We start from the raw sequence: 25,914 nt of genomic DNA on the forward strand, positions 1-25,914 counted from the left end.
TGATTCCTCTCAATGAAAAATAAAATACTACACAAGTATTTTAACTTATGTAGTATAGATTAGAAAATGATGCCAAACGTCGATAGTGCAGCCACAATATGAATTATTATAACGATTAATAAAACAAAAGGTAAGCACTTGCTAGCTTTGCTAACCCAGCCTGACTTTTCATGAAGATGTTTAATTGATTTATCTGCAAAAATAATAGAAATTATTAAAATAATAGCGTTTATAATACTACAAACAAATATTAATTTGATTATTGAATTAAAATGCATGTTAAGTAGAGGGTTTCTAGTATTAAAATAAAAACTAATAATGATTAATAAAGTAGACAAATAAAAATAAAGTTTTGAACGTGCCATATTTACCTCCTAGTGCAATTCATTAAATAATAATACCATAGTTTTACAAAAAATTAACGAATTTTACAATTTAATAGTAGTTAAAATAGTTTTAACTTATGAAAATTTAAACTAGAAAAATGCATTTTAACAAAATAATTGTTTATTTTTACTCTAAAAATTTTGACAATTCAAGCAAAAGATTAGAAATTAAATAATATTGGTGGTATAAATGGAGTGTATGGTTAATTAAACCGTTATAAAAATAATTCTTAATAGAATTATTTATTTTAGTCAGGAGGAATTAGTAATGGCAAAGTTAAATGTTGAAGTGTTTGCAGATGGTGCAGATATCGAAGAAATGAAAGCGGCTTATAAAAATAAACAAGTAGATGGTTTTACTACAAATCCTAGTTTAATGGCAAAAGCAGGCGTTACGGATTATAAAGCTTTCGCTGAAGAAGCTGTTCGTGAAATTCCAGATGCATCTATCTCATTTGAAGTATTCGCAGATGATTTAGAAACAATGGAAAAAGAAGCTGAAATTTTAAAACAATATGGTGAAAATGTATTTGTGAAAATTCCAGTTGTAAACACAAAAGGTGAATCAACTATTTCTTTAATTAAAAAATTATCAGCAGATAATGTACGTTTAAACGTAACTGCTGTTTATACAATAGAGCAAGTTAAAGAAATTACTGAAGCTGTAACTGAAGGTGTACCAACATATGTATCAGTGTTCGCTGGTCGTATTGCTGACACTGGTGTTAATCCAATTCCATTAATGAAAGAAGCAGCAGAAGTAACGCATAGCAAAGACGGTGTGAAATTACTTTGGGCAAGCTGTCGTGAAGTAATTAATGTTATCGAAGCGGATGAAGTTGGAGCTGACATTATTACTTGTCCTGCTGACGTTGTTAAAAAAGTAAATACAAATCTGGGTCGCGATATTAACGAGTTATCAGTTGATACAGTTCAAGGATTTGCAAAAGATATCCAAAGTTCAGGATTATCAATTTTATAATAGTTGAGTCATTTATAGCACATAAATAAAAACTGAGGCAATTCATTCAATTGAATTGTCTCAGTTTTTGTTTATCTTTATGTTGAACAGCTTATTTTACGTAATGATTCATCATTAAAATAAATGTGTAAATAACTATAAGAATAAAAAAGCTTTTAAAATAATTCAAATGAGTGTATATCATGGGTTATGATATTTGCTATACTATATACAACTTCGTTTTTAGCACTAAAAATAATCATAAAGTTAAATATTTATAAATACTAATCTAATAATGAGTCTTAGTTTTTTATATAGTTAGGAGCAATGGATACACTATGATATTACAACAACCTAAGCTTGCCACAACGTTAAAAAACCAAACACTTCTAGATGTTTTTGATGAAGATGAAGATTTAATTGAATCGGCCGAAATTCATGACTCCAGTCTAAGTAATCAAGTGTTAGAAAGGTTTGCGGTCTATGCTTCTCGTATTAAGGATTGTGACTTTTCTAATTCAGATTTAGGTCGTGTTGATTTTACAGATGTTATTTTTGAGAATTGTGATTTTTCTAATGCGAATATGGATCATGGATCTATTCATCGTGCGATATTTAAAAATTGTCGTTTGACAGGAACTCGGTTTAATTACATGCGTTTTGGAAACGTATTATTTGATGAAGTGAAAGCAGATTTTATAAGTGTTACTAATTCAAAAATAACTAACTTTAAAACGCAAAAAAGTAGTTTAGAAAATGCAGAACTCTTTAGTTCAAAGCTAAAGCAAGTTGTATTTGACAAAACAAATTTAGAACATTTATCCGTCTATCAAACCGCGTTAAAAGATTGTGATTTAAGCCAATCATATTTTGAGTCATTTGTAGTTAATCAAGAGGATTTATTTGGCTGTATCGTTTCTAGAGATCAAGCAGTACAATTTGCTACACTCATGGGTCTTGTCGTCAAAGATTAACTTTGACAACAAGACTTAAATTATCAAACCTAAATAACGTTGTTTAAGTATTGAAAGTATAAGCATTAAAGGAGACATTTGATGAAAGTTAATATTTTTAAGCAGAAGGTTAAGAAACAATTGTGGTTTTTAAATAAAAAAGAAAAAAATAAATTAGAAGATGTACTTACGCAAGCGATTGACGAAAAAGATGGGGAGGAATTAAATCGTCCCATTGCATTTTCTAATCAATTTTTAAAAACACATGTTTTTAAGGAAAAAGTAGTATCAACAACACAATTATTTGCGTTACTCATAGGTATTTTAATTTCCTATATTATATTACTTGGTTTGTTTCTATTTGGATTTTTAACTAGTCTTACATCTGTACAATATTTTGTGAAGCCAGAAGTACAACTATCTACGATTACAGTGATATTAACTTTAGTAGGCGCGTTATTATTGATTGTAGTAAGTTTATATTTAATCAAAATTGCGACTGCCTATTTCACTAAAAAATTGTTGGAGTACAAGCATAATAAAGCACTTTAAATATTTAACTATTGTAAAAGGCGGGAAAGGGTCAAACTTTCTTGCCATTTTTTATATATAAACATATAACTAGAATCAATTGTGATATGAAATCCATTTTCAAAGAATATGATTGTTTGTGGACCTTGAGATTTTAACCCAGTAATCATATGAGCGTTAATATAGTATTGTATAGGTGCACGTTGTGTTTTTAGTGGAAATAAAATAATATCCTTTTTGACATAGATAGGTACAAACTTACGTATTTTCAATATTTGTCTAGCTTGTTTTATTTGTAATGTATAGGATTTTTGATGAGTTTCTAAAAAATAGTGTAAAGTGTTATTTATAGTTGAGGGGTAGGTAAATTGATGCGTTGTAAACTGGCTAATAGTAAGATTCTCTGGACCAATGACTGATTTGAAATATAATAATTTTGCAATAGGGGTCATTTGAAAGATCACCTCAGTAGTTATGATAATATGCATTAAATTTTGATCTGACACGTTTCTGATAATTTTTTATAGTGGAAAGAGAGCAGTGAAGTATGTCGGCTATTTCATGTTGTTTATAACCTTCAACTTTTAAAGTTAACCATTGTTTTTCATTTGATGTTAGTGAGGAATAGAAATTTTGTTGAATTAACCGATTTTCATAATCTTGAAAATTAAAGTACACTTGGTGCTCGTGTTCTTCGAATGTCAAATGTTGGGCTTGTGGTATTTTTCTTAAAAGGTCAATCAAGTAAAAATTCAATCTACGATATAGAAAAGTAGACATTGCCATTGATTTTGTAGGGTTATAATCGTAAAATAGTTCCCACATTCGTATCAATAAGAGTTGAGCGAATTCATCCTTATTATACTTAATATTGTATTTTTTTAACAGATAAGGAATAATGTGTTTATGTTTTTTGTAGCATTTTTCAAAAAGCATTTATATCTCCAACGTCGTATATACAACATGAATTTCCGGATATAATCATTTTATTTTAGGAATTAAAAATTTTCATTTGCTAAATTTGAATTTTAGGTGTTAAATAGGAGACATAGATAGATAACATTTTAAGTTTTATAACACTAACGCGTATTCAACTTAAATATATAGCAATTTAGAGGTATATTATTATCTTCGGACAATTTTCAGGAGGTTTATATGGATTACGCACATTTGAATTTAGAACATTTTTTTGCTAAACACAATGATTTAGATATGATTAAAGACAAATCAGATTTTGTGATGATTAATAACATGACAAAAGAAATGATGTATCGAGATGGAGAAATAGAAGGCACAATTGATTTAAATCGTTATTATTATAAAAATAGATCACAAGCTGCAAGTTTTATTATGATGGATTATAATAAAAGTCAAGAGTAATGAAATTAAAATTTCATTACTTTTTTTATGAATATGTAACAACATTTGTATAAAATTGTACGTTCATCTATTTAGTGTTAGAATTTATAATCGGATAGCCTTAACGTAATATACATAGTCGCTGAGGTTGCATTCTTAACTTTTACCTACGAGGTGTGAAAATGACGAAGCATAAAAAAGGCTCAATATTATCAATTATTGGTTTATTGGTAATTTTAGGTGTAGCTGCGGTCATTGTTTTTTCAATGATTTCAGATCAAATATTCTTTAAAGATGTTGACGAACAAGAAAAAGTAGAAAATCTTAAAGTAAGTTTAGACAAAGCATCTAAAAAACAAATTGATAATTACACGAGTCAACAAGTTTCAAGTAAAGATAATAAAACCTGGAGAGATGCGTCATCTACTGAAATTAAACAAGCGATGAACAGTAAAGCATTTATCGACAGTGATACTCAAAAATATCAATTTTTAGAATTAGATAAATATCAAGGGATTGATCAAAACAGAATAAAACGTATGTTAATAGATAATCCAACATTGTTGAAACATACAGATGATTTTATACAGGCAGCTAAAGAAAAACACGTTAATGAAGTATATTTAATTTCACATGCGTTACTTGAAACGGGTTCAGCAAAAAGTGAACTGGCAAGTGGTGTAGAAATTGATGGGAAAAAATATTATAACTTCTTTGGTGTAGGTGCTTTAGATGAAGACCCAATCAATACCGGTGCAGAATACGCTAAAAAGCATGGTTGGGATACACCTGAAAAAGCAATTAGCGGTGGCGCTAACTTTATTCATGAACATTTCTTATCGCATAAAGATCAAAATACACTTTATAGTATGAGGTGGAATCCTAAGAATCCTGGGGAACATCAATATGCTACCGATATCAAATGGGCAGAAAGTAATGCTAGCTTAATGGCTGATTTCTACAAAAACATGAAAACAGAAGGTAAGTATTTTAAGTATTTTGTATATAAAGATGATGAAAAACATAAATAATAAGCAATTTGAGATTGATAGAACACGTTCTATCAATCTTTTTTATCAATTTCGTAATAATTAAAAAACGCTTAGTAGTTACTGATAGCTACTAAGCGTTTTAATTATTGTGCTTTATTTTTCTGTCCGAGAATTATGAATAGCATAAGTGCGGAGATAAAGACTTTTAAAATGAATTTCATATAATCACTTCCTCATCTATGGACATATTTTACATTAAATTATCGTTCAAATAAAAAGATAACAATTTCATCAAAATAATAAGATTTATTCATGATCAAAGTAATCGTGTTGCTTTAAGAAGTCGTTAGCCACTACTGCAGGTTCTTTTCCTTCGCCATCAGCTTCGTAATTTAACTTTTGCATTTCTTTTGTACCAATTTTATTATCTAACTTTTCTATAGATTTTCTTACTTCAGGATGTTTTTTTAACAATTTGTTTGGTGCCACTGCGCTAGCGTCATAAGGTGGGAAGAAGTTTTTATCATCTTTGAGTACTACTAAATCATAAGCCGAAATTCTACCGTCAGTAGTATAACCCAAAGCTACATCTAGTTTTTTGTTTTTTAATGCATCGTATACTAAACCAATTTGCATAGGTTTTAACGAATTAAAACCGAAACCATAATGTGATTTAAAAGGGGCATACCCATCGCCCCCTCTTTTAATCCATGTAGTATCAGTACCTACATTAACTTGATTTTTGATTTTTTCTAAATCTGATACTGTATGTAAGTCATATTTTTTAGCAGTTTCTTTAGTCACCATAAAAGCAAATGTATTCTCAAACCCATATGAATTAAAAAATGTTTGATCAAATTTTTGTGTGAAACCTTTTTGGGTTATTTGCATAGCTTTTTTAGAATTAGTAATAGGTTTTTGTTCAAGCACTCCTGATAAATCCGTCCCGGTATAACGTGTGCTCGAGATATCAGCATCACCATTTAGTAAGGCGTTATGTTGTATGGTTGCGGAACCCAAGTTATTAATGATAGAACCCGTTATCTTTCCCTTGGTGTCATGTTCAATGAGTTCTTTTAACATATAAGCCATAATTTGAGATTCGCTTGTAGCTAACGCAGATATTTTAACCGATTTCTGCGACTGACCTCCACCTAGGCCTGGCAAATCGCAGCCTGCTAATAATACCGTGCTTATAATTAGTAAAAATAAATTACGTTTTAGAAATCTCATTATTTGTCCCCTTAAATTAAATTGAAAAATAATTATTTTATTACAATAATTTAAGATTACCATATTTAGCAAAATATTATAACAGCAAGTAGATATATGTATGTTACTCATTAAAATGTTATATAGTAGTAAACATTGCTATAATAAATATAAAATAACATTAGTTAGGGTGTGTAAAATGCGAGTAGCGATTATTGGAATGGGTACGGCAGGTGTTAGTTTATTAAAAGAACTAGTGAAATATGATGAATTTTCAAGTATACAAGTAGATGTATATGATAATCCTAAAAATATGGGGCAAGGCGTACCGTTTCAAAATGACAGTGATCAACTCTTAATTAATTTACCAGCAGCTCAGATGTCATTGAATTTAGATAATAAGCGTGAGTTTTATGAATGGTATGAGCAGCAGTCGGAATTCAAGTTTTCTAATCCCGAATATTTACCGCGATTCATTTTTGGACACTACATGAAGGATTACGTGGAAAAGTATAATCAAGTTTACGATAATATTCATGTAATTAAAAAAGAAGTATCTGAAATATTTATTGAATCTGATATAGGACAAACAGATGTTAATTATTATGTTTGTACGTCAAAAGCGATGGCCGATTGTAATTTATACGACGTCGTTTTTGTAACTATTGGAACATTATCTTATCATGATCCTTATCAACTCAAAGGAACAGAAGGGTATATACCAACACCATATCCAACTTATAATACTTTAGATGAAGTGGAAGATACAGACCGTATTGCTATTATAGGAACAGGTTTAGCTAGCTTAGATGTTATACGCTATGTGACAACACATCATCCTCAATTACCTATTACAGTGGCAAGTCGTAAAGGTAATTTACCCAGTGTAAGGGGAAAAATGCCTGATGTTGAATTTAAGTATTTAACACCTGAGCATTTTAATAAACTTAAAAGCGAAAACTTTGGTAATGTGCCATTAGATGCAGCTTTAGATTTGTTTCTGAAGGACTGTAAACGTTATGACATTCCCATAAGAGCATTAATACACCGAAAAGTGAACGATCCTATAAAAGATTTGACATATGATTTAGAACATCCAGAAGAGTTGGGTAAGTTTCAAAGTATGTTAGAATTAGCGAAAGAAAATTTGAATTGGATATGGAACAGTTTTAGTCGTGAAGATCAAAAGAGGTTTTTGAAGGATTATCAAGCGATATTGAAAGAGAATTCTAATCCTATGCCTCCACGAACGGCGAAGTTAATTATAGATCATTTGCAAAATGGAATTATTGAAATACAAAGTGGTTTAGAAGATGTATATCATGAGGAAAAGCAATTTTGTTTTAAATATAGTAATCGAGCGGCTGATGTAGAAAAATTTGATATTGTCATTAACGCTACAGGTTCTAAAACTCAACTTTCAGACCTTGATAGTGATGACCAACTCGTTTTAAATATGGAAAACAGACAAGTTGTTCAAGCGCATCCACTTGGCGGTATTCAAATTGTGCCTGAGACAAATCAAATTATAAGTCCAAGGTATGGAACGCTAAAACGTATGTATGCCTTAGGACAATTGACTAATGGCATCAATCAATCACGAAATGGCGTAACTATGATAGTTAAGCAAGCTGTGACTATCATTAACCAATTGTTAAATCCTAAATAAATGGGGTAATTCGTTGTGTAGATGAGTAGTGTTATAATCTTTTCGATGTATAATAAATTCCGATTTTTAAAAATTTTAATAAAAAAATAAAGCCGACTTAGATAATAAGAATTGTTATTTTCATGAAAATGTAGTACTATAATTAGGTAACTTATTTAATGGTTACTTGACTCAATCATCAATTACAATTTCATAGATATTCTTTCGGGGCAGGGTGAAATTCCCAACCGGCAGTAAATTAAGCCTGCGACCTGCATTTGTTGATACAGATGTGGCTGATCTAGTGTGAATCTAGAGCCGACAGTAAAGTCTGGATGGGAGAAAGAATGACGTATAACAAAACAACACTTATTATGTGTTTATTTAGCGTACACTTATTTTGTTAATTTTCTGTAAGTGTATTTAGTTATAAATAGACATTGTTATATCGATAAATCCCACACCTGAAATTTTAAATTTTAGGTGTTTTTTATTATTTAGAGGTGATAATGTGAGTCAATATTTAAATTATGCTATTCAATTAGCTAAAATGGTTGATGGTCAAACAGGTGTGAATCCTCCGGTAGGCTCTGTAGTAGTTAACAATGGGCGTATTGTCGGTATGGGTGCACATTTGGAAAAAGGCGATAAACATGCAGAGGTACAAGCTTTAGACATGGCTCAGGATAAAGCAAAGGGTGGCACAATTTATATTTCATTAGAACCATGTACACATTATGGATCGACACCACCTTGTGTGAATAAAATTATTGAGCATGGCATTCAAAAAGTAATCTATGCCGTAAAAGATACAACATTACCTTCAGAAGGTGATGAAATATTGAAGCGTGCTGGGATAGAAGTTGAATTTCGTCAAAATAGCGAAGCCGAAGCATTATATAAAGACTTTTTTATAGCGAAGAGTAATGAGGTTCCTAATGTAACTGTGAAAGTATCATGTAGTTTAGATGGCAAACAAGCGACTGATCAAGGTCAAAGTAAATGGATTACTAATAAAGCTGTAAAGCAAGATGTATTTCAATTACGGCATACACATGATGCTGTGTTAACAGGTAGAGGAACACTTGATTCAGATAATCCTCAATATACGACACGTATTGAAGAGGGAAAAAATCCTATAAGAATCGTCTTATCAAAGTCTGGCCAAATTAACTTCGAATTAGATATGTTTAAAAATCCTAATGAATCTATATGGATTTATACTGAAAATGAAACTTTAAAAACTAATATTGAACAAGTTGAAGTGATTACACTAGAATCATGTTCAATCAATAAAATTTTAAAAGATTTATATAAAAAAGGAATTGGAAGATTGTTGGTAGAAGCTGGTCCAACTATAACTTCTGAATTTCTACAATCAGATTTTACGAATGAACTTGTCTTATATTATGCCCCGAAAATTATAGGTGGTTCTGGAAATTATCAATTCTTTCAAACTGAAAATGTTTTTGATTTATCAGAAGCACCTCAATTTGAAATTATAAATTCCCAAATGATTGAGCAAAATATCAAATTAGAGTTGCGAAAGAAGTGATGACACATGTTTACCGGTATTGTTGAAGAAATAGGGACTATAAAAAAAGTGACCACACAACAATCTGTGGTTAACTTAACGATTGATTGCCAAACGATATTAGCAGATATGCATATTGGTGACTCGATAAGTGTTAACGGTGCATGTTTAACGGTTGTTGATTTTGATAATCGTTCGTTTTCAGTTCAAGTAATTAAGGGAACTGAAAACAAGACATATCTCAATCAGTTGAAACAATCTGCAGAAGTAAATTTAGAGAGAGCGATGAGTGGACAAGGTCGATTTGGCGGCCATTTTGTTTTAGGACATGTTGATGAAGTTGCCAAAGTGACACGCATACAATCATCTAATAATTCTAAAATTGTAACTATTAAACCATCTACGGATTTAATTAAACAAATGGTCCAACAAGGATCTATAACAGTTGATGGTGTAAGTTTAACGATTTTTCAATTGAAAGATGCTGAATTTGATATTCATCTTATTCCGGAAACACGTAGATCCACTATTTTAAATCTAAAACGTATAGGTGATCCTGTGCATATTGAGACGGATATGTTGTTTAAATATGTAGAGAAAATAGTCAGCAATAATGATGTGGGATTAACTTCAGATAAACTTAAAGCGTTTGGATTTTAGGAGGGCAAATATATGAAATTAGATAGTATAGATACTGCACTTAAAGCACTTAAAAATGGCGATAGTATCATCGTTGTAGATGATGAAAATAGAGAAAATGAAGGCGACTTAGTTGCTGTAACTGAATGGATGAAAGATAATACAGTTAATTTTATGGCTACTTATGGTAGAGGATTAATATGTGCGCCTATAAGTCATAGCATAGCTGAAAAATTAGATCTTAATCCAATGGTAAATCATAATTCTGATGTATACGGTACACAGTTTACAGTTAGTGTGGATCATGTTAATACAACGACAGGAATTAGCGCGGTAGAAAGAACGATGACAGCAAGAGCGTTAATAGACGATCATGCCACATCTAACGATTTTAATAAACCAGGCCATCTATTTCCTTTAATTGCACAAAATAATGGTGTTTTATCAAGACTTGGGCATACTGAGGCCTCAGTTGATTTAGCAACATTGAGTGGGGCTAAACCAGCAGCATTAATATGTGAGATAATGAACGAAGATGGGTCAATGGCTAAAGGTGAAGAGTTAGAAAGATTTAAAGAAGAACATCAACTTGTGATGATTTCAATTGAAGATTTAGTCAAATATAGACAGGCTTCTTCATCCAACTTAGAAGCAAAAGCCAAAGTTAAAATGCCTACTGAGTATGGAGAATTTGATATGTATGGTTTCACAACGGCAAACAGTAACGAAGAACTTGTTGCAATTGTGAGTGGTGAGATTAAAGAAACGACAAATGTGCGTATTCATTCAGCATGTCTGACTGGCGATATCTTCCATAGCCAAAGATGTGATTGTGGTGAGCAATTAGCGGCCTCTATGAAATATATAAATGAACATGGTGGCGTTATTTTATACTTGCCACAAGAAGGTCGTGGCATAGGCTTAATTAATAAATTAAAAGCTTATGAGCTTATTGAACAAGGTTACGATACAGTAACAGCGAATATTGCTTTAGGTTTTGAAGAAGATTTAAGAGATTATAAAGAAGCTGCACAAATTCTAAAATATTTCGGTATTGAAAAAGTGAATTTGTTAAGTAATAATCCTAAGAAATTTGAAAGCTTAGAAATATATGGCATAGATATTGCGAAAAGAATTGAACTCGTGGTGCCAACAAACAAACACAATCAAGGTTATATGGATACAAAAAAAGTTAAAATGGGTCATTTAATATAGGAGGTCATTGGAATGAATTTTGAAGGTAAATTAATAGGTTCAGATTTAAAAGTTGCAGTTGTAGTAAGTAGGTTTAATGATTTTATTACAAATCGTTTATTAGATGGAGCTAAGGATACGTTAGTGCGTCACGAAGTACCTGAAGGCAATATTGATGTTGCATATGTACCAGGCGCATTTGAAATTCCTTTAGTAGCAAAAAAATTAGCTCAAAAAAATGAATATGATGCAGTTATCACATTAGGCTGTGTTATAAGAGGGGCTACAACTCATTATGACTATGTATGTAATGAAGTGGCTAAAGGTATCTCTAAAGCCAACGATGTTACGGATACACCAGTAATATTTGGTATATTAACTACTGAAAGTATTGAACAAGCTGTTGAACGCGCCGGTACTAAAGCTGGAAATAAAGGATCAGAAGCAGCAGTAAGTGCAATAGAAATGGCTAACTTATTAAGAGAGATTTAAATTATTAAACAGTAGGTTGAAATGATTTTTATTCGCTAACTAAAAGACTTGGACAAACGCTTTATTGTGGTTGTCCAAGTCTTTTTTTGTATCATTTTTTCATTTTAATGGTTATTTTTTAAATAAACGGCTTACTAATGCAATTGTCGCACCGATTGCTGTGATACCTAAAGTGACAAAACCGGCTTTTTTGAGTACTTTAGGCTTCATAATTTCTTTGAACATAAGATTTAAATTCTGAGGTCTCTCTGCTAATCTTCTCATAAAATAACTGAACCAATCGTCACCATAAGGTACATAAATGCAGAAGTTATTACCCTCTTTTGCAATCGTTTCTGCTAAATCAGAGCGGAAACCATATAACATTTGGAACTCATATCTATCTCGTTCAATTTTATTATCTTTAATAAATTGTTTGATATGCGTGATGACTCTGTCATCATGCGTAGCAATAGATGTTACGTTTTTGGCACTTAATAATCTTTTTTCAATTAGACGTATGTAGTTTTCGTCTATTTCTTCTTTAGTTTGAAATGCAATCGTATCTGCTTCTTTATAAGCACCTTTAACCATGCGTAATCTTAACTCGGGGTATTTGTCTACAAGCGCATCTGCTTTATATAAATAAGCTTGTATAACGGTACCTACATTTTTAAATTCGCCTTTTAAGCGATCTAATACCTGTGTAATGTCAAATAAACTATTGTATTTCTCGGTATCAATATTAATATGCATATTATTGAACTCATTTGCTTTCAATAATATTTCACGTAAATTACGATAAGCAAGATCGATATCAAATTCAGAACCGAGTTGACTCAGTTTAACTGATATATGTCCATCTAAGTTATGGTTATAGATAGCATACATGACTTCTAATATTTGATCTTTTGCTCTTATCGCCTCTCCTTCAGTTACAACAAATTCCCCAAGGCAATCTACGGTAACTGTAATTCCTTTGTTGTTTAAACGTTCAATTGTGTCTACTAAGGCGGGGATCGTATTTCCTGCAACGACCTTATTAGCACCTAACATAGGTCCTATTTCCTTAGCAGTATTGTTTAGTAATGAATTATTAGATAATCCTATAAAAAAGTTTTTCACAATTGGCATATTAATTCCTCCCATTCTGCTTATAGCTTATGTTTCAATATCAGTGTAGCATGAATTTAAAAGTAATGAAATCGTTTGCAATAAAATATATTACACTTTAAATCGAAATATATACTCATGGTATTACTATATAACATAGTTCTGATTTATAGTGTTTAACAAAATAAGTGTTTCACTACAAATTCTATGTTTAAAATGGAAAAAGTATAGCATATTTTGATACAATAAATGTAAGGAAATTTATGTAGAAGGGGAAGTATGGATAAATGTGGAAATGGGAAACCGAAAATGAAGCAAAAGGCGTTGTTGTGATTGCACACAACATGCTTGAACATACGGGACGATATGCATATGTTATTACGATGCTTCGCCGTAATGGGTATCATGTAATCATGGGCGATTTGCCCGGGCAAGGTCAAACATCACGTTCAAATAAAGGCCAAATAAATAATTTTGATATATATCATGAGCATATTCTTGAATGGATTAAAATCGCAAATGAATATAAGATTCCAACCTATGTGATGGGTGTTGGTTTAGGTGGTTTGATTATCCTCAATCTTCTCGAAAAAGTAGAAGTACCAATAGAAGGCCTTATACTTGTTTCTCCTTTATTAGAATTTAAAAAAAGCAATAAATCTCGAAAAGATAAAATTATATCTAATGTAGGAAGATTAGCTAAAGATAAGAGGTTTAAAGTAGGTATAACTGTTGAAGATTTAACTCGTAATGAAGAAGTGATAGAAGAAACGCGCAATGACCAATTAATGCTTCAAAAAGTGACATACCATTGGTATAAACAAATCACTGAGATAATGAAAGAAACAGTAACACATTTAAAAGATGTTAGCCCATTACCATTACTTTTGATGTATGGCCAAGAAGATAAAGTGGCTGACGTTTCTACAATGAAACTAATTAAAGATAAAGTCACTACAAATGAATTATATTTTAAAGCTTGGGATGGTTTATACCATGAAATTCACAATGAACCTGAGCGTGATGAAGTTATGAGATATATGTTAGCCTTTTTAAACAATAGTGCTAGTAACAATGGCTTTATCATTCATGATGAGAACGAGCCCTCATAAGTTAATGATTCGTGTAATATACAGACACCAAACAATGTAGATGTTGTTTGGTGCTTTTTATTAGATAAGAGAAAACATTGCACAAATAAATGTGAAATAAATCACAAAAAATATTGCGCTAACTGGAAATATTTGTTATATTTTAATTGTGAAATAAATCACAATAGTGATTCGTAGAAAAATAAGTGAGGAGAGTCAAAATATGAAAAATATTAAAAGTAATAAAGTTGTATTAATTGGTGATGGCGCAGTTGGTTCAAGTTATGCTTTTGCTCTAGTTGCACAAGGTGTTGCTGACGAACTAGTTATTATTGACTTGGCGGAAGAGAAGGTTAAAGGTGATGTTATGGATTTAAATCATGGCGCACCATACGGAGATTCACCTGTAAATATCAAAGCAGGAAATTATAAAGACTGTACAGATGCTGATTTAGTCGTCATAACTGCTGGAGCAGCACAAAAGCCTGGAGAAACAAGATTAGATCTTATTGAAAAAAACACTAAAATATTTAAATCTATTGTGACAGAAATTATGGATTCAGGATTTGATGGAATATTCTTAGTTGCTACAAACCCTGTGGATGTATTATCATATGTAACACAAAAAATTTCAGGTTTACCAAAAGAACGTGTTATTGGTTCTGGTACAATATTAGATACAGCACGTTTTAAATATGAATTAGCTAAAGAATTTGATGTTTCACCAATGAGTGTAGAGGGCCAAATTATTGGAGAACATGGTGATTCAGAATTGGCCGTTTGGTCTCAAGCTAATATTGCGGGCCAACCATTATATGAAATGTTACATGGGGATAGTCAAAAGCAACATAGAATTGAAGAAATTTTTATAAATACTCGTGATGCAGCATACGATATTATTCAAGCTAAAGGTGCAACATATTATGGTATAGCTATGGGCTTATTGCACATTACGAAAGCTATCTTAAAAAATCAAAATGTAGTTTTAACAGTGTCTAGCTATTTAGAAGGTGAGTACGATAAGAATGATGTTTATATAGGTGTACCTACTTTAATTAATCGAGCAGGAGCGGTTAAAGTGTATGAAACACCATTGAATGATGAAGAAAGCGCATTATTTGATAATTCAGTGACAGTATTAAAAGAAATGCAAAATAAAATCTCTCATATAATTGCATAATTCATAGTTTAATTTTAAACTGTTTATAAGATTAATTTTATTTAAAATTCTATTATTTATACAGAGTAGAATTTTATACTCTAGGAATGAGAGTTTTACGAATTAATTTTACATGTTTAATATTTACTATGATTGGGGGATTACTCTATGGGAAAAACACTTATTGATAATGTTGATGGAGTGTTGAGATTAGAAATGATCTTGCAAGACATCGAGGATATTTTTTCTAAAGTACAAAAGCAATACAAGATGTCTAAAGAAGAAATCTTGATTCTTTTAACACTTTGGAAAGAAGGTTCAATGACTTTAAAGGAAATGGATGACTTTGTACATGTCAAATCATATAAGCGTACAAGAACTTATAATGATTTAGTCGAAAAAGAGTGGGTTATTAAAGAAAGACCTCAAAATGACGAGCGTACAGTTATTATTCATTTTAACGAAGATTTAAAAGATCAAAGGGAAGATCTTTTGAATTTCTTCAAAGAGGAAATTGAAGCAAAAGCAACAAGTATCCAAACTAGTCTTAAATCTATCATAAACTTATAGGGAATAATTATAGGTTGGGATATGTATCCTAAATCTAAAAAGACCAATCAGATTTTTTAAATCTGATTGGTTTTTTATTTTATACAAATAGTGGTTAGTGATCTTAATATACAGAAATGAGAACAAGAACAATTTATAACCTTTTTTCTATTGCACAGATAAAAGGTGGGTTGTTTTGTTGATTTATAAATTGGTATTGAAGTACATGAGCTTTATTTTGATCGAAGCATCTTAAGTATTCAATGACAGCATCTCGTTCTATTATACCTTCTTCATGTCCATGATATATTACTAAAACAATCACACCTTCTGGTGCTAATATATCGAAGATGGAATTAATTGCAGCAATCGTACTTTCAGGATGTGTAACGATTGATTTATCGCCTTTAGGTAAATAACCCAAATTGAAAATTGCTGCATCTATTTGCCCGTGTTCTTCTGTTGGAATATATTGTTGTACGTTGTCATGACTTGCTTGAAACAATTCGACATTATGAAATTCGACTGTTTTTTGTTGCGTATTATGGATAGCTTTCGTCTGAATATCAAAGCCATAGACTTTACCATTAGGTACTTGTTGTGCAAGGAAGTATGTATCATTGCCATTGCCACATGTGGCATCAATTACAATACTCTCTTTATTAATATGTGTGGTGACTAAGGTTTTGGCAAATGGTAGTATACGTTCTAATTTCATGATTGAACAGTACTTTCAAAAAGTTTGCCTTGATAGGATGCTCTTCGTGCAAGCTCGTTATCAATTTCATTTAAAACTTCCCATTTATTTACACTCCACATGGGCCCGACCATTAAATCAATAGGACCATCACCAGTTATTCTGTGGACAATCATTTCTTTGGGGATGATTTCTAACTGATCACAAACCAAATTGGTATATTCTTCTTGTGACATAAATTCCAACATACCTTTATCATATTGCTTAACCATTGGTGTGCCTTTTAATAAATGAAGCAAATGTATTTTAATACCTTGGACATCCATTTGTGCAACTGTTTTAGCAGTTTCCATCATCATATTGTAATCTTCGCCAGGCAGTCCATTAATGATATGAGTGCAAATATTGATATTATGCTTACGTAATTTTTGGATACCTTCATAATATGTCTGCATATCATGGGCGCGATTAATTAAATCTGAAGTTTCTTGGTGTACTGTTTGTAAACCAAGTTCTACCCATAAATACGTGCGCTCATTCAACTCTGCTAAATATTCTACAACATCATCTGGTAAACAATCAGGTCTTGTACCTATAGATAGTCCGACTACACCAGGTTCTTTTAATGCCGTTTCATACTTTTCTCGTAATACTTCAACTGGTGCATGTGTGTTAGTGAATGCTTGAAAATATGCAATGTACTGACCATCATGCCATTTTTCATGCATTCTATCTTTGATTTGTCGAAATTGTACTTCAATTGGATCGACGCGATCGCCTGCAAAGTCGCCACTTCCTGCAGCTGAACAAAATGTGCAACCGCCATGTGCTACAGTTCCATCTCTATTTGGACAATCAAAACCGCCATCAATAGCTACTTTGAAAATTTTCTGGCCAAATTTATTTTTCAAGTGATAGTTCCATGTGTGATACCTTTTATTTTCGAATGCGTAAGGGAAAAATTGACCCATATAACATTTTCCTTTCTAAAATCATTATAGTTAAAGATTTTAACATATTTTAGTGATATAGTGTTTAGTGTAAAATTAGAAAATTAAATTTAGAGAGGGGCTTAGTGCATGAACATGCCTAAATCAGTGTGGTGGTTGGTTATTGGTATGGCATTAAATATTACTGGTTCAAGCTTCTTATGGCCATTAAATACAATATATATGAATGAACAATTAGATAAGAGTCTGACAATCGCTGGATTGGTATTAATGATTAATTCCTTTGGCATGGTTGTCGGTAATTTATTAGGCGGTAGCTTATTTGATAAATTGGGTGGTTATCGAACGATAATGATAGGCACAGTCATATGTTTAATGAGTACCACATTATTGAATTTCTTTCATGGTTGGCCATGGTATGCTGTATGGTTAGTTGCATTAGGCTTTGGTGGTGGCATGATTGTTCCAGCGATTTATGCTATGGCAGGAGCGGTGTGGCCCAATGGTGGTAGGCAAACTTTTAATGCCATTTATTTAGCGCAAAATTTAGGAGTTGCAATTGGGGCGGCTTCAGGTGGTTTTGTAGCAGAATTGAGTTTTAATTATATTTTTATAGCAAACTTATTAATGTATGTTGCATTTGCCGTTGTGGCTGTAACGCAATTTAATATAAAACTTGATTTAAAAGTTAAAACAAATGATGCAATGAATTTATTATCTAAAGACAATAGAGTGCAAGTTACAGCATTAACGCTCTTGTGTGTAATGTTTAGTATTTGTTGGATAGCATACATTCAATGGGAAAGTACTATTGCTTCGTTTACACAGGAAATAAATATTTCGATGGGCCAATATAGTTTGCTATGGACTGTAAATGGCATAATGATATTAGTCGCACAACCATTAATATTACCAATTATAAAATTATTAAAAGGCAATTTAAAATATCAAATGCTTGTGGGTATATGTATATTTATACTTTCATTCTTTGTGACGAGCTTTGCACAACAATTTTCAGTGTTTATGATAGGAATGATTATACTTACTCTAGGAGAGATGTTTGTATGGCCAGCTGTTCCTACCATCGCTAATCAATTAGCACCTAAAGGTAAAGAAGGATCTTTTCAAGGGTATGTGAATTCTGCGGCTACAGTTGGAAAAGCATTTGGTCCGCTTCTAGGTGGAATCGTTGTCGATACATTTAACATGCAGGCAATGTTTTTAAGTATGATTGCATTACTAGTCATTGCACTCATTTTTTTAATGATTTATGATAGAAAGCTATCGAATGATACTTAAGGTGTAAGTATACTGTTGACATATGGTTTTGACTTTAATTCTGTTTGATAAACTGATATTTCAATTTTTCCACTTGAAATAAACCCTTATTTCAAATATTATTAATAATGTATAGGAGTAGTAATTTGAGAGCTTATCTACAGAGAACTAGGAAGGGTGGAACCTAGTGTTAAGTCTTGAGTGAACTTACCAGAACTCAAAGTGAATTTATAACATCTCTAACTATTTAATTAAAATGAGCGCACATTTAATGTGAAACAGGGTGGTACCGCGGCATAGTCGTCCCTTAGTAATGAATAATAGTTTGAGGTGTTTTTTTATTGAATAGGAGGAAGTAGTAGTGAATTACAATCATAATCAAATAGAAAAAAAGTGGCAGGATTATTGGGAAGAATTTAAAACTTTTAAAACAAGTGACAATTTAGGGCAGAAGAAATTCTACGCACTAGATATGTTCCCTTATCCATCAGGCGCAGGGCTACATGTTGGACATCCAGAGGGTTATACTGCAACGGATATCGTTTCAAGATATAAACGCATGCAAGGGTATAATGTATTACATCCAATGGGATGGGACGCTTTTGGGCTTCCTGCAGAACAATATGCCTTGGATACAGGTAATGATCCACGCGAGTTCACTAAACAGAATATTCAAACCTTTAAACGCCAAATAAAAGAATTAGGTTTTAGTTATGATTGGGATAGAGAAGTGAATACAACTGATCCTGAATATTATAAATGGACGCAATGGATTTTTATACAGTTGTATAATAAAGGACTTGCTTATGTTGATGAAGTTGCAGTAAACTGGTGCCCAGCTTTAGGTACAGTGCTTTCAAATGAAGAAGTAATAGATGGAGTTTCTGAACGTGGTGGACATCCAGTGTATCGTAGACCGATGAAACAATGGGTATTAAAAATCACTGAATATGCCGATCGTTTATTAGAAGACTTAGATGATTTAGATTGGCCTGAATCATTAAAAGACATGCAACGTAACTGGATAGGTCGTTCAGAAGGTGCGGCTATTGCGTTTGATGTAGAAAATAGTGATGCACAGGTTGAAGTATTTACAACACGTCCTGATACGATTTATGGTGCAACGTTCTTAGTGTTGAGTCCTGAACATGAATTAGTAAACCAAATTACAACTGAAGATAAAAAAGAAGCAGTTGAACAATATCAACAAGAAGCGGCGAAAAAATCTGATTTAGAGCGTACAGGTCTCTCTAAAGAAAAATCAGGTGTATTTATTGGCGCGTATGCGGTAAATCCGTTATCAGGTGAACGTACACCGATATGGATTGCTGACTATGTTTTATCAACATATGGTACTGGAGCTGTAATGGCTGTGCCAAGTGGTGACCAAAGAGACTATGAATTTGCTCAAACATTTGATTTGCCAATTGTGGAAGTTATTGAAGGTGGAGATTTATCAAAAGAAGCATATGCTGGTGATGGCCCTCATATCAACTCAGGAGAATTGAATGGTCTGTATAACGCAGATGCTATTTCAAAAGCAATAGAATTATTAGAACAGAAAAACGCTGGCACGAAAAAAGTTAACTATAAACTTAGAGATTGGTTATTCAGTCGTCAAAGATACTGGGGAGAGCCTATACCAGTCATTCATTGGGAAGATGGATCGATGACTACGGTACCGGAAGATGAATTGCCATTATTGTTACCTGAAACGGATGAAATCAAGCCATCAGGTACAGGTGAATCACCATTAGCTAATATTGATAGTTTTGTAAATGTAGTAGACCAAGAAACTGGTATGAAAGGTCGTCGTGAAACTAATACGATGCCGCAATGGGCAGGTAGTTGCTGGTACTATTTAAGATATATAGACCCAAATAATGACCAAATGCTTGCTGACCCGGAAAAATTAAAACATTGGTTACCAGTTGATTTATATATAGGTGGCGTAGAACATGCTGTTTTACATTTATTATATGCAAGATTCTGGCACAAAGTACTTTATGATTTAGGTGTTGTACCAACAAAAGAGCCATTCCAAAAATTATATAATCAAGGCATGATTCTTGGTGAAGGTAATGAAAAAATGAGTAAATCTAAAGGTAACGTAATTAATCCAGATGATATCGTCACATCACATGGCGCAGATACACTACGTTTATACGAAATGTTTATGGGGCCGCTTGATGCTGCAATAGCTTGGAGTGAAAATGGCTTAGATGGTTCAAGACGATTCCTAGATAGAATATGGCGTTTGCTCGTTACTGAAGATGATTCACTTTCTATTAAAGTGGTAAATAACAATAGTAAAAATTTAGATAAGAGTTACCATCAAACCGTTAAAAAAGTCACTGAAGACTTTAACACTTTGAATTTCAATACTGCAATTAGTCAATTGATGGTCTTCATCAATGATTGTTACAAAACTGATGAAATATACAAACCGTATATTGAAGGATTTGTAAAAATGTTATCACCAATTGCACCTCACATATCAGAAGAACTATGGTCTCGTCTAGGTCATGATGAAACAATTACTTACCAACCGTGGCCTTCATATGATGAATCATTATTAGTCGATGATGAAGTGGAAATTGTTGTACAAGTAAACGGTAAAGTACGTGCCAAGATTAAAGTTTCAAGAGATGTTTCAAAAGAGGATATGCAACAAATAGCGCTTGATAATGATATTATTAAAGGTGAAATTGAAGGTAAAGAGATTAAAAAAGTAATTGCTGTACCACAAAAACTTGTTAATATCGTAGCTAAATAAATCTTTGGAGGAATTGAACATGGAATCTATTACAGTTGATGAATTAAAAGAAAAAGTTTTAGACGCAAACCCAGTTAATATTGTAGATGTGAGAACGGATGCAGAAACAGCTATGGGCATTATACCAGGCGCAGAAACAATTCCCATGAACCAAATTCCAGAAAATTTAAGCCATTTTAATGAAGATGAAACTTATTACATCATATGTAAAGTTGGCGGTCGTAGTGCACAAGTTGTTCAGTATTTAGAACAAAATGATGTACGTGCAGTAAATGTCGAAGGTGGCATGGATGCTTGGGGAGACGAAGGTCTAGATGTTAAAAGTGTATAATAAAGATTAAATATAAAGATTAAGGGTCCTATTACTGTAAACGTAATAGGACCTTTTTTAGTTGAAAAATTTAAATACAAAATTTTGCGGTTAATTGGTTTCTAATGGGAATAGTGGGACAAGTTATATGATAGTTGTGTAGCTAGACTTTATAGTCTTATGGCTGAAAGACACCTGCATTAGTCCCTGACACATGTCCTGTTACTAAGGCGCTAGTGATGTTATATCCGCCAGTATAGCCATGTATATCTAATACTTCACCACATAAGAATAAGCCTGGTACTATTTTGGACATCATTGTTTTGGGGTGGATTTCTTTTAATGAAACGCCTCCTCCAGTTACAAAAGCTTTATCAATAGGTAGTGTACCGTTCACGCTAAAAATGAAGCCTTTCAATAATTTAACTAACTCATTAATTTGTATGTTAGAAATGTGGTGGGCTGTAATTTCCTCTGTAACTCCAGCTTGTTCTAACATAAATAATAAATAACGTTCTTCTATTAAGCCATGTAAGCTGTTTTTTACATATTTATCTGGCGTTTCCTTTAATAATGACCTAATTTGTACCTCTAAGTCATTCGTTGAAAGTTCTGGAAATACATCTAATTGCATTTGTATATCTTGTTTTTTTTGATTCTTTTGCTCTTTATATACAAATTGACTACAGCGTAAAGCAGCAGGGCCACTGATTCCGAAATGAGTGAAAATCATATCCATTTGATGAGTGATACGATGTTTGCCATTTTTCTTTAATACAGATAAAGCTACATTCTTTAAACTTAACCCTTTTAGACGTTTTTGTTTAATAAATGGTTCTGCAGACGTGATGGGTACTTCTGTAGGAAATAACTCTGTTATAGTATGACCAAGAGCTTCTGCAAATTTGTAACCGTCACCGGTTGAACCTGTTTGTGGCACGCTCGTACCACCAGTTGCAATGATGAGACTCTTACTAGTAAATTGCTGTTGATCATTGAGTGTAACTTGGAATGTTTGATCTTCAGTGTAAGCAATAGAGTGAACAGTTGATTCCTCCATTACGTCTACCTTATTTTGTTGAATAGTGTGCGTCAGAGTATCCACGACATCTTGTGCTTTATTTGATACGGGGAACATTCGTCCATGATCTTCTTCTTTAAGTTTGACACCTCTCGATTCAAAAAATTGAATAATAGATTCATTATCAAATACAGAAAAGGGGCTATATAAAAACTTTCCGTTACCAGGTATGTTTTTTATAATTTCGTCATAAGGAAGACGGTTGGTAACATTACAACGGCCACCACCAGAAATTTTTAATTTACGACCAAGTCCTTTTTTCTTTTCAATCAATAAGATATCATCACTGTTAGTACTTGCCGCAGCAGCCGCCATCAGTCCACTGGGACCGCCGCCTATAATAATTGTTTGATACATTTAATTGCCTCCCTTTACAATATAATGTTATTTTATAGTAATAACATTCTTGTTGCTATGAATCGCTATATTAACGGAGTTTATAAGGTTTTATAATGACATGTAAATTATTTTAAGGGCATAAAAAGGGCAAACATAAATAATTTTTATTGCCTCTAATTTATTAACCATAGCTTTTTCCATCTTATTAGTAACATATGTATACACTTTTAATGTTGTATTTGAGTTACTGTATCCGACACGATTCATGATTACTTTTAAACTCATACCCAATTCAGCAAGTATTGAAATATATGTATGTCTTAAAGTATGACTAGTCACATGTTTATTGATTTTTAATTCAGTTGTACATTCATGCAAAGCCTTATTTATTCTATTAGATTGGATAGTGTTACCACTTAAAGCACAAAATATAAAACCACAATCAGTATATTTAACTTTCATAAGTTTTAACTTCTTACTTTTCTAACACAAGTTTATTAATGATTTCAATACATCTTGTCGTTAAATTTATTACTCTATAACTTTTATTAGTCTTCGTTGTTTCTTTCGAACCGAATCTCTCATCACTTTTCGCCCAAAACATTGTACCATTTACGCTTAATGTTTTGATCTCAAAATCAATATCATTAACTTTTATTGCTAATAACTCGCCTATACGTAAACCTGTTAAAGACTGAAACTCTATTGCTAAAGCTGTGTACAAAATTCCTCCTAAAAAAAATAAAAAAATATAGGGCAGTAGGGACTGCCCATAGAATTATTCTTCTACACCATTTTTATCATATTTAGTAACATTTCCATCCTCATCTACAATATATGAACCAGCAAGGTCACCATCTTTAGTATAAAAAGCAAACCCCCAACTTCCATTCTCTCTTTGTTCTGGTTCTTTAAATGTATAGGTGCCAGTATCTAACGTTTCACCTTCGTAAGTTTCTACGAAATCCATTACGTTCTCTCGAGTTACTGTATTTGTATCGTCTTCATAATCAGTATCTTGGTTAGATTTTTTGTTTTCTATATTATCAATAGCATATTTAGCTTCTTCTTGGGTGTATTTATCACCGGCATCAGAAGTCAATTGTTTAAATAACTCATTGTCAGACATAGGCATAATATCTTGATAGTTTTTAGCGCTTTTTAATGCATTTTCTTTATAATCAGCGTCTAAGTTATCAATAGCATATTGTGCTGCTTCTGCTGGATATTGATCACCAGCACTTGATGTTAGTTGTTCATACAATCCAGCCTTTGACATAGGCATAACACTTTGATAGTTTTTAGCGCTGTCTAACGCATTTTTAAATTCTCTATTAACATTATTATCTTTTTTGTGTTCATTCAATGAATCAGAATTTGATTCACTGTTATTATCAGTATCTTCTTTATCTAATTCCTCTTTTTTATCTTTGTTAGGTCTCTTACTTTCTTCATTTTTCTTATCGTCTTTTGATGACGATTGTTTTTCTTTTTTATCTTCTGACTTACTTTCTTCCGAATTCCCACATGCTGATAATGCTAAAAAACTTGCTAATACTAAGAATAATACTTTTTTCATTTTACATACCCCCGAAAAATTATTTATTTGCTACAATTTTTAATAACTCTATGATTTCATCATTTTGCTTGATTAATTTATCGTTTTGAGCAATTTGTATGAAATTTTGATTTTGTTGCGTTTGATAGTAGTTATACATAGCTTGCTTTTCCATATTCAATGTGAACGCACCCAATGCATGATAGAATTTATCGAAGTTTGCCATAATATTTTGCTTACAAAAGGCGTCTGTTGTTGTTTGGCTAGGTTTATAAATACCTTGTGTAGCAAAGAACTTATCTAATTTTTCATTACTTTTTATTAATGTTTCATTTTGATAAGTTGGGTTTGTTTCTTGCATTTTTGTTTGAAAATGGTCATAAAATTCTCGTTTATTATTTTTGTACTCTTTAATAAGTGATTTTTTAGTTTCCACATCTAAACTTTCCCAATAATCCTTTTCTTCTTTGTTTTTTTTGAAAGTAGCAACGATTTCAGTTTCGGTCATACTTTCTCTAAAACCTAATTTATCTGCCATAATAAACTCTCTCCCTTAATATTGTTTGTACGTTACATATTTCATTATATATAATATTGGGTGAAAAGGTTAGTTGTTTTTTAGTTTATCAAAACAAATTTGCTATAAACGTTAGATTTAAAAGGGAACATACGTTCTATTTAGACTTAAAAAATATAATTATGATTTTTCGATGTCTAATTGCATAAAATTTATTATATATTCATTGTGTTCGACAAAAAGGCCATACCTTATAATCTTCTATCACTTGTTTGAAATAAAATCTGTCTATTCCCGTTGACAGACATATATCATCCTTGTACATAACAATCTATTAATTTTTGGAAAGGTAAAGCTAAATCATAACCAAATCTCCGTGCTTTTAATTCTTGTCTTAAATCATTTATATGTTTTTTTTATTTGGAGTATGAAGAAACTGGTTTAATTAAGATAAGATTAAGTAAGTTAACTGTGACGAATAGCTAGTAAAATAATTAATTAAATCATAACAAAGAAAGCTTATACCTAAGCCCTTAGTTTACAATCACTGGCACTGGGTAAAACATGTGTGGTATTTTATAGTAATATAGTTTTGAAAAAAAGTAGTTATAACGTT

The 25,914-nt window shown here is 31.9% G+C and carries 28 protein-coding genes and 1 riboswitch; of the genes, 16 read left to right on the forward strand and 12 right to left on the reverse strand.

Going from position 1 to position 25,914, the window contains the following annotated elements; genetic code table 11:
• Positions 1-59: 59 nt before the first annotated feature.
• On the reverse strand, positions 60-365 hold the full coding sequence (locus tag PYW31_RS05435) for a hypothetical protein (RefSeq protein WP_046836766.1): 306 nt from the start codon (positions 363-365) through the stop codon (positions 60-62).
• A gap of 289 nt (positions 366-654) precedes the next feature.
• Here PYW31_RS05435 and PYW31_RS05440 point away from each other — a divergent pair, with 289 nt between their 5' ends.
• The 3 genes from PYW31_RS05440 (at position 655) to PYW31_RS05450 (ending at position 2,852) form a co-directional block, all read left to right on the forward strand.
• A complete protein-coding gene (locus PYW31_RS05440) occupies positions 655-1,368 on the forward strand; it encodes a transaldolase (RefSeq protein WP_046836765.1) in 714 nt (237 codons plus the stop codon).
• 317 nt (positions 1,369-1,685) lie between these two features.
• A complete protein-coding gene (locus PYW31_RS05445; protein ID WP_046836764.1) occupies positions 1,686-2,321 on the forward strand; it encodes a pentapeptide repeat-containing protein in 636 nt (211 codons plus the stop codon).
• 81 nt (positions 2,322-2,402) lie between these two features.
• The gene (locus PYW31_RS05450; RefSeq protein WP_046836763.1) at positions 2,403-2,852 is read left to right on the forward strand and encodes a hypothetical protein; all 450 of its coding nucleotides are present in this window, start codon (positions 2,403-2,405) and stop codon (positions 2,850-2,852) included.
• A gap of 8 nt (positions 2,853-2,860) precedes the next feature.
• Here PYW31_RS05450 and PYW31_RS05455 read toward each other — a convergent pair whose 3' ends face one another.
• Together PYW31_RS05455 and PYW31_RS05460 are read right to left on the reverse strand one after the other, a co-directional pair.
• The gene (locus PYW31_RS05455; protein WP_046836762.1) at positions 2,861-3,283 is read right to left on the reverse strand and encodes a competence protein ComK; all 423 of its coding nucleotides are present in this window, start codon (positions 3,281-3,283) and stop codon (positions 2,861-2,863) included.
• A gap of 13 nt (positions 3,284-3,296) precedes the next feature.
• On the reverse strand, positions 3,297-3,767 hold the full coding sequence (locus tag PYW31_RS05460; protein WP_046836761.1) for a sigma-70 family RNA polymerase sigma factor: 471 nt from the start codon (positions 3,765-3,767) through the stop codon (positions 3,297-3,299).
• Between the two features lie 219 nt (positions 3,768-3,986).
• Here PYW31_RS05460 and PYW31_RS05465 point away from each other — a divergent pair, with 219 nt between their 5' ends.
• Entirely contained in the window at positions 3,987-4,211 is a 225-nt protein-coding gene (locus PYW31_RS05465) for a hypothetical protein (protein ID WP_046836760.1), read from the forward strand.
• A gap of 161 nt (positions 4,212-4,372) precedes the next feature.
• Positions 4,373-5,221, forward strand: a complete 849-nt coding sequence (sagB, locus tag PYW31_RS05470) for a peptidoglycan release complex glucosaminidase SagB (RefSeq protein ID WP_046836759.1) — start codon at positions 4,373-4,375, stop codon at positions 5,219-5,221.
• Between the two features lie 267 nt (positions 5,222-5,488).
• On the opposite strand, the gene PYW31_RS05475 is transcribed toward sagB, so the two are convergent.
• Positions 5,489-6,415, reverse strand: a complete 927-nt coding sequence (locus PYW31_RS05475) for an osmoprotectant ABC transporter substrate-binding protein (protein WP_046836758.1) — start codon at positions 6,413-6,415, stop codon at positions 5,489-5,491.
• Between the two features lie 178 nt (positions 6,416-6,593).
• Between PYW31_RS05475 and PYW31_RS05480 the strand changes: the two genes are divergently transcribed.
• The 5 genes from PYW31_RS05480 to ribH all read left to right on the forward strand — a co-directional run bounded on the left by PYW31_RS05480 (position 6,594) and on the right by ribH (position 11,901).
• Positions 6,594-8,063: an FAD/NAD(P)-binding protein gene (locus tag PYW31_RS05480; RefSeq protein WP_046836757.1), complete on the forward strand. Its 1,470-nt coding sequence runs from the start codon at positions 6,594-6,596 to the stop codon at positions 8,061-8,063.
• Positions 8,064-8,259: 196 nt separating this feature from the next.
• Positions 8,260-8,393: riboswitch (FMN riboswitch) on the forward strand.
• A 160-nt stretch (positions 8,394-8,553) separates the two neighbouring features.
• Positions 8,554-9,597, forward strand: coding sequence for a bifunctional diaminohydroxyphosphoribosylaminopyrimidine deaminase/5-amino-6-(5-phosphoribosylamino)uracil reductase RibD (ribD, locus tag PYW31_RS05485; RefSeq protein ID WP_046836756.1), 1,044 nt, complete (start codon positions 8,554-8,556; stop codon positions 9,595-9,597).
• A gap of 6 nt (positions 9,598-9,603) precedes the next feature.
• Positions 9,604-10,236 (forward strand): riboflavin synthase, encoded by a 633-nt coding sequence (ribE, locus tag PYW31_RS05490; RefSeq protein ID WP_046836755.1) that lies wholly within the window; start codon positions 9,604-9,606, stop codon positions 10,234-10,236.
• Between the two features lie 12 nt (positions 10,237-10,248).
• Positions 10,249-11,430 carry a bifunctional 3,4-dihydroxy-2-butanone-4-phosphate synthase/GTP cyclohydrolase II gene (locus tag PYW31_RS05495; RefSeq protein ID WP_046836754.1) on the forward strand — a complete coding sequence of 394 codons (1,182 nt, stop codon included), beginning with the start codon at positions 10,249-10,251 and terminating at the stop codon, positions 11,428-11,430.
• Between the two features lie 12 nt (positions 11,431-11,442).
• Positions 11,443-11,901: a 6,7-dimethyl-8-ribityllumazine synthase gene (ribH, locus tag PYW31_RS05500; RefSeq protein ID WP_046836753.1), complete on the forward strand. Its 459-nt coding sequence runs from the start codon at positions 11,443-11,445 to the stop codon at positions 11,899-11,901.
• A gap of 111 nt (positions 11,902-12,012) precedes the next feature.
• Here the strand turns inward: ribH and PYW31_RS05505 are convergent, their stop codons facing one another.
• Positions 12,013-13,014: a proline dehydrogenase family protein gene (locus tag PYW31_RS05505; protein ID WP_046836752.1), complete on the reverse strand. Its 1,002-nt coding sequence runs from the start codon at positions 13,012-13,014 to the stop codon at positions 12,013-12,015.
• A 266-nt stretch (positions 13,015-13,280) separates the two neighbouring features.
• Here PYW31_RS05505 and PYW31_RS05510 point away from each other — a divergent pair, with 266 nt between their 5' ends.
• From PYW31_RS05510 to PYW31_RS05520, 3 genes are all read left to right on the forward strand, one after another.
• Positions 13,281-14,105, forward strand: a complete 825-nt coding sequence (locus PYW31_RS05510) for an alpha/beta fold hydrolase (RefSeq protein ID WP_046836751.1) — start codon at positions 13,281-13,283, stop codon at positions 14,103-14,105.
• 202 nt (positions 14,106-14,307) lie between these two features.
• Positions 14,308-15,264 carry an L-lactate dehydrogenase gene (locus tag PYW31_RS05515; protein WP_046836750.1) on the forward strand — a complete coding sequence of 319 codons (957 nt, stop codon included), beginning with the start codon at positions 14,308-14,310 and terminating at the stop codon, positions 15,262-15,264.
• Between the two features lie 147 nt (positions 15,265-15,411).
• Positions 15,412-15,813 (forward strand): transcriptional regulator, SarA/Rot family, encoded by a 402-nt coding sequence (locus PYW31_RS05520; RefSeq protein ID WP_046836749.1) that lies wholly within the window; start codon positions 15,412-15,414, stop codon positions 15,811-15,813.
• Positions 15,814-15,946: 133 nt separating this feature from the next.
• Here PYW31_RS05520 and mnmM read toward each other — a convergent pair whose 3' ends face one another.
• Positions 15,947-16,510 (reverse strand): tRNA 5-(aminomethyl)-2-thiouridylate-methyltransferase MnmM, encoded by a 564-nt coding sequence (gene mnmM, locus PYW31_RS05525; protein WP_046836748.1) that lies wholly within the window; start codon positions 16,508-16,510, stop codon positions 15,947-15,949.
• The gene (mnmL, locus tag PYW31_RS05530) at positions 16,507-17,460 is read right to left on the reverse strand and encodes a tRNA modification radical SAM protein MnmL/YtqA (protein ID WP_046836747.1); all 954 of its coding nucleotides are present in this window, start codon (positions 17,458-17,460) and stop codon (positions 16,507-16,509) included. The genes mnmM and mnmL overlap by 4 nt, the downstream gene beginning before the upstream one ends.
• A gap of 108 nt (positions 17,461-17,568) precedes the next feature.
• On the opposite strand from mnmL, the gene PYW31_RS05535 reads away from it, so the two are divergent.
• From PYW31_RS05535 to PYW31_RS05545, 3 genes are all read left to right on the forward strand, one after another.
• Positions 17,569-18,738: an MDR family MFS transporter gene (locus tag PYW31_RS05535; protein WP_046836746.1), complete on the forward strand. Its 1,170-nt coding sequence runs from the start codon at positions 17,569-17,571 to the stop codon at positions 18,736-18,738.
• 340 nt (positions 18,739-19,078) lie between these two features.
• Positions 19,079-21,493 (forward strand): leucine--tRNA ligase, encoded by a 2,415-nt coding sequence (gene leuS / locus PYW31_RS05540; protein ID WP_046836745.1) that lies wholly within the window; start codon positions 19,079-19,081, stop codon positions 21,491-21,493.
• A 19-nt stretch (positions 21,494-21,512) separates the two neighbouring features.
• Positions 21,513-21,824: a rhodanese-like domain-containing protein gene (locus tag PYW31_RS05545; RefSeq protein WP_046836744.1), complete on the forward strand. Its 312-nt coding sequence runs from the start codon at positions 21,513-21,515 to the stop codon at positions 21,822-21,824.
• A 157-nt stretch (positions 21,825-21,981) separates the two neighbouring features.
• On the opposite strand, the gene PYW31_RS05550 is transcribed toward PYW31_RS05545, so the two are convergent.
• The 5 genes from PYW31_RS05550 to PYW31_RS05570 all read right to left on the reverse strand — a co-directional run bounded on the left by PYW31_RS05550 (position 21,982) and on the right by PYW31_RS05570 (position 25,319).
• Positions 21,982-23,241: a BaiN/RdsA family NAD(P)/FAD-dependent oxidoreductase gene (locus PYW31_RS05550; RefSeq protein WP_046836743.1), complete on the reverse strand. Its 1,260-nt coding sequence runs from the start codon at positions 23,239-23,241 to the stop codon at positions 21,982-21,984.
• A gap of 90 nt (positions 23,242-23,331) precedes the next feature.
• A complete protein-coding gene (locus tag PYW31_RS05555) occupies positions 23,332-23,685 on the reverse strand; it encodes a tyrosine-type recombinase/integrase (protein ID WP_053042469.1) in 354 nt (117 codons plus the stop codon).
• A gap of 13 nt (positions 23,686-23,698) precedes the next feature.
• Positions 23,699-23,947 carry a tyrosine-type recombinase/integrase gene (locus PYW31_RS05560; RefSeq protein WP_053042468.1) on the reverse strand — a complete coding sequence of 83 codons (249 nt, stop codon included), beginning with the start codon at positions 23,945-23,947 and terminating at the stop codon, positions 23,699-23,701.
• Positions 23,948-24,001: 54 nt separating this feature from the next.
• Positions 24,002-24,802 carry an Ltp family lipoprotein gene (locus PYW31_RS05565; RefSeq protein ID WP_063410274.1) on the reverse strand — a complete coding sequence of 267 codons (801 nt, stop codon included), beginning with the start codon at positions 24,800-24,802 and terminating at the stop codon, positions 24,002-24,004.
• 19 nt (positions 24,803-24,821) lie between these two features.
• The gene (locus tag PYW31_RS05570; RefSeq protein WP_235602282.1) at positions 24,822-25,319 is read right to left on the reverse strand and encodes a hypothetical protein; all 498 of its coding nucleotides are present in this window, start codon (positions 25,317-25,319) and stop codon (positions 24,822-24,824) included.
• Positions 25,320-25,914: the final 595 nt, after the last annotated feature.

The sequence above is a fragment of the Staphylococcus succinus genome, from assembly GCF_029024945.1.
GTDB classification, from domain to species: Bacteria; Bacillota; Bacilli; order Staphylococcales; family Staphylococcaceae; genus Staphylococcus; species Staphylococcus succinus.

What these genes read in the sequence shown, in the direction of transcription:
- PYW31_RS05435 (WP_046836766.1), bottom strand. Translation starts at nt 365, where the DNA reads ATGGCACGTTCAAAACTTTATTTTTATTTGTCTACTTTATTAATCATT.
- PYW31_RS05440 (WP_046836765.1), top strand. Translation starts at nt 655, where the DNA reads ATGGCAAAGTTAAATGTTGAAGTGTTTGCAGATGGTGCAGATATCGAA.
- PYW31_RS05445 (WP_046836764.1), top strand. Translation starts at nt 1,686, where the DNA reads ATGATATTACAACAACCTAAGCTTGCCACAACGTTAAAAAACCAAACA.
- PYW31_RS05450 (WP_046836763.1), top strand. Translation starts at nt 2,403, where the DNA reads ATGAAAGTTAATATTTTTAAGCAGAAGGTTAAGAAACAATTGTGGTTT.
- PYW31_RS05455 (WP_046836762.1), bottom strand. Translation starts at nt 3,283, where the DNA reads ATGACCCCTATTGCAAAATTATTATATTTCAAATCAGTCATTGGTCCA.
- PYW31_RS05460 (WP_046836761.1), bottom strand. Translation starts at nt 3,767, where the DNA reads ATGCTTTTTGAAAAATGCTACAAAAAACATAAACACATTATTCCTTAT.
- PYW31_RS05465 (WP_046836760.1), top strand. Translation starts at nt 3,987, where the DNA reads ATGGATTACGCACATTTGAATTTAGAACATTTTTTTGCTAAACACAAT.
- sagB (WP_046836759.1), top strand. Translation starts at nt 4,373, where the DNA reads ATGACGAAGCATAAAAAAGGCTCAATATTATCAATTATTGGTTTATTG.
- PYW31_RS05475 (WP_046836758.1), bottom strand. Translation starts at nt 6,415, where the DNA reads ATGAGATTTCTAAAACGTAATTTATTTTTACTAATTATAAGCACGGTA.
- PYW31_RS05480 (WP_046836757.1), top strand. Translation starts at nt 6,594, where the DNA reads ATGCGAGTAGCGATTATTGGAATGGGTACGGCAGGTGTTAGTTTATTA.
- ribE (WP_046836755.1), top strand. Translation starts at nt 9,604, where the DNA reads ATGTTTACCGGTATTGTTGAAGAAATAGGGACTATAAAAAAAGTGACC.
- PYW31_RS05495 (WP_046836754.1), top strand. Translation starts at nt 10,249, where the DNA reads ATGAAATTAGATAGTATAGATACTGCACTTAAAGCACTTAAAAATGGC.
- ribH (WP_046836753.1), top strand. Translation starts at nt 11,443, where the DNA reads ATGAATTTTGAAGGTAAATTAATAGGTTCAGATTTAAAAGTTGCAGTT.
- PYW31_RS05505 (WP_046836752.1), bottom strand. Translation starts at nt 13,014, where the DNA reads ATGCCAATTGTGAAAAACTTTTTTATAGGATTATCTAATAATTCATTA.
- PYW31_RS05510 (WP_046836751.1), top strand. Translation starts at nt 13,281, where the DNA reads ATGTGGAAATGGGAAACCGAAAATGAAGCAAAAGGCGTTGTTGTGATT.
- PYW31_RS05515 (WP_046836750.1), top strand. Translation starts at nt 14,308, where the DNA reads ATGAAAAATATTAAAAGTAATAAAGTTGTATTAATTGGTGATGGCGCA.
- PYW31_RS05520 (WP_046836749.1), top strand. Translation starts at nt 15,412, where the DNA reads ATGGGAAAAACACTTATTGATAATGTTGATGGAGTGTTGAGATTAGAA.
- mnmM (WP_046836748.1), bottom strand. Translation starts at nt 16,510, where the DNA reads ATGAAATTAGAACGTATACTACCATTTGCCAAAACCTTAGTCACCACA.
- mnmL (WP_046836747.1), bottom strand. Translation starts at nt 17,460, where the DNA reads ATGGGTCAATTTTTCCCTTACGCATTCGAAAATAAAAGGTATCACACA.
- PYW31_RS05535 (WP_046836746.1), top strand. Translation starts at nt 17,569, where the DNA reads ATGAACATGCCTAAATCAGTGTGGTGGTTGGTTATTGGTATGGCATTA.
- PYW31_RS05545 (WP_046836744.1), top strand. Translation starts at nt 21,513, where the DNA reads ATGGAATCTATTACAGTTGATGAATTAAAAGAAAAAGTTTTAGACGCA.
- PYW31_RS05550 (WP_046836743.1), bottom strand. Translation starts at nt 23,241, where the DNA reads ATGTATCAAACAATTATTATAGGCGGCGGTCCCAGTGGACTGATGGCG.
- PYW31_RS05555 (WP_053042469.1), bottom strand. Translation starts at nt 23,685, where the DNA reads ATGAAAGTTAAATATACTGATTGTGGTTTTATATTTTGTGCTTTAAGT.
- PYW31_RS05565 (WP_063410274.1), bottom strand. Translation starts at nt 24,802, where the DNA reads ATGAAAAAAGTATTATTCTTAGTATTAGCAAGTTTTTTAGCATTATCA.
- PYW31_RS05570 (WP_235602282.1), bottom strand. Translation starts at nt 25,319, where the DNA reads ATGGCAGATAAATTAGGTTTTAGAGAAAGTATGACCGAAACTGAAATC.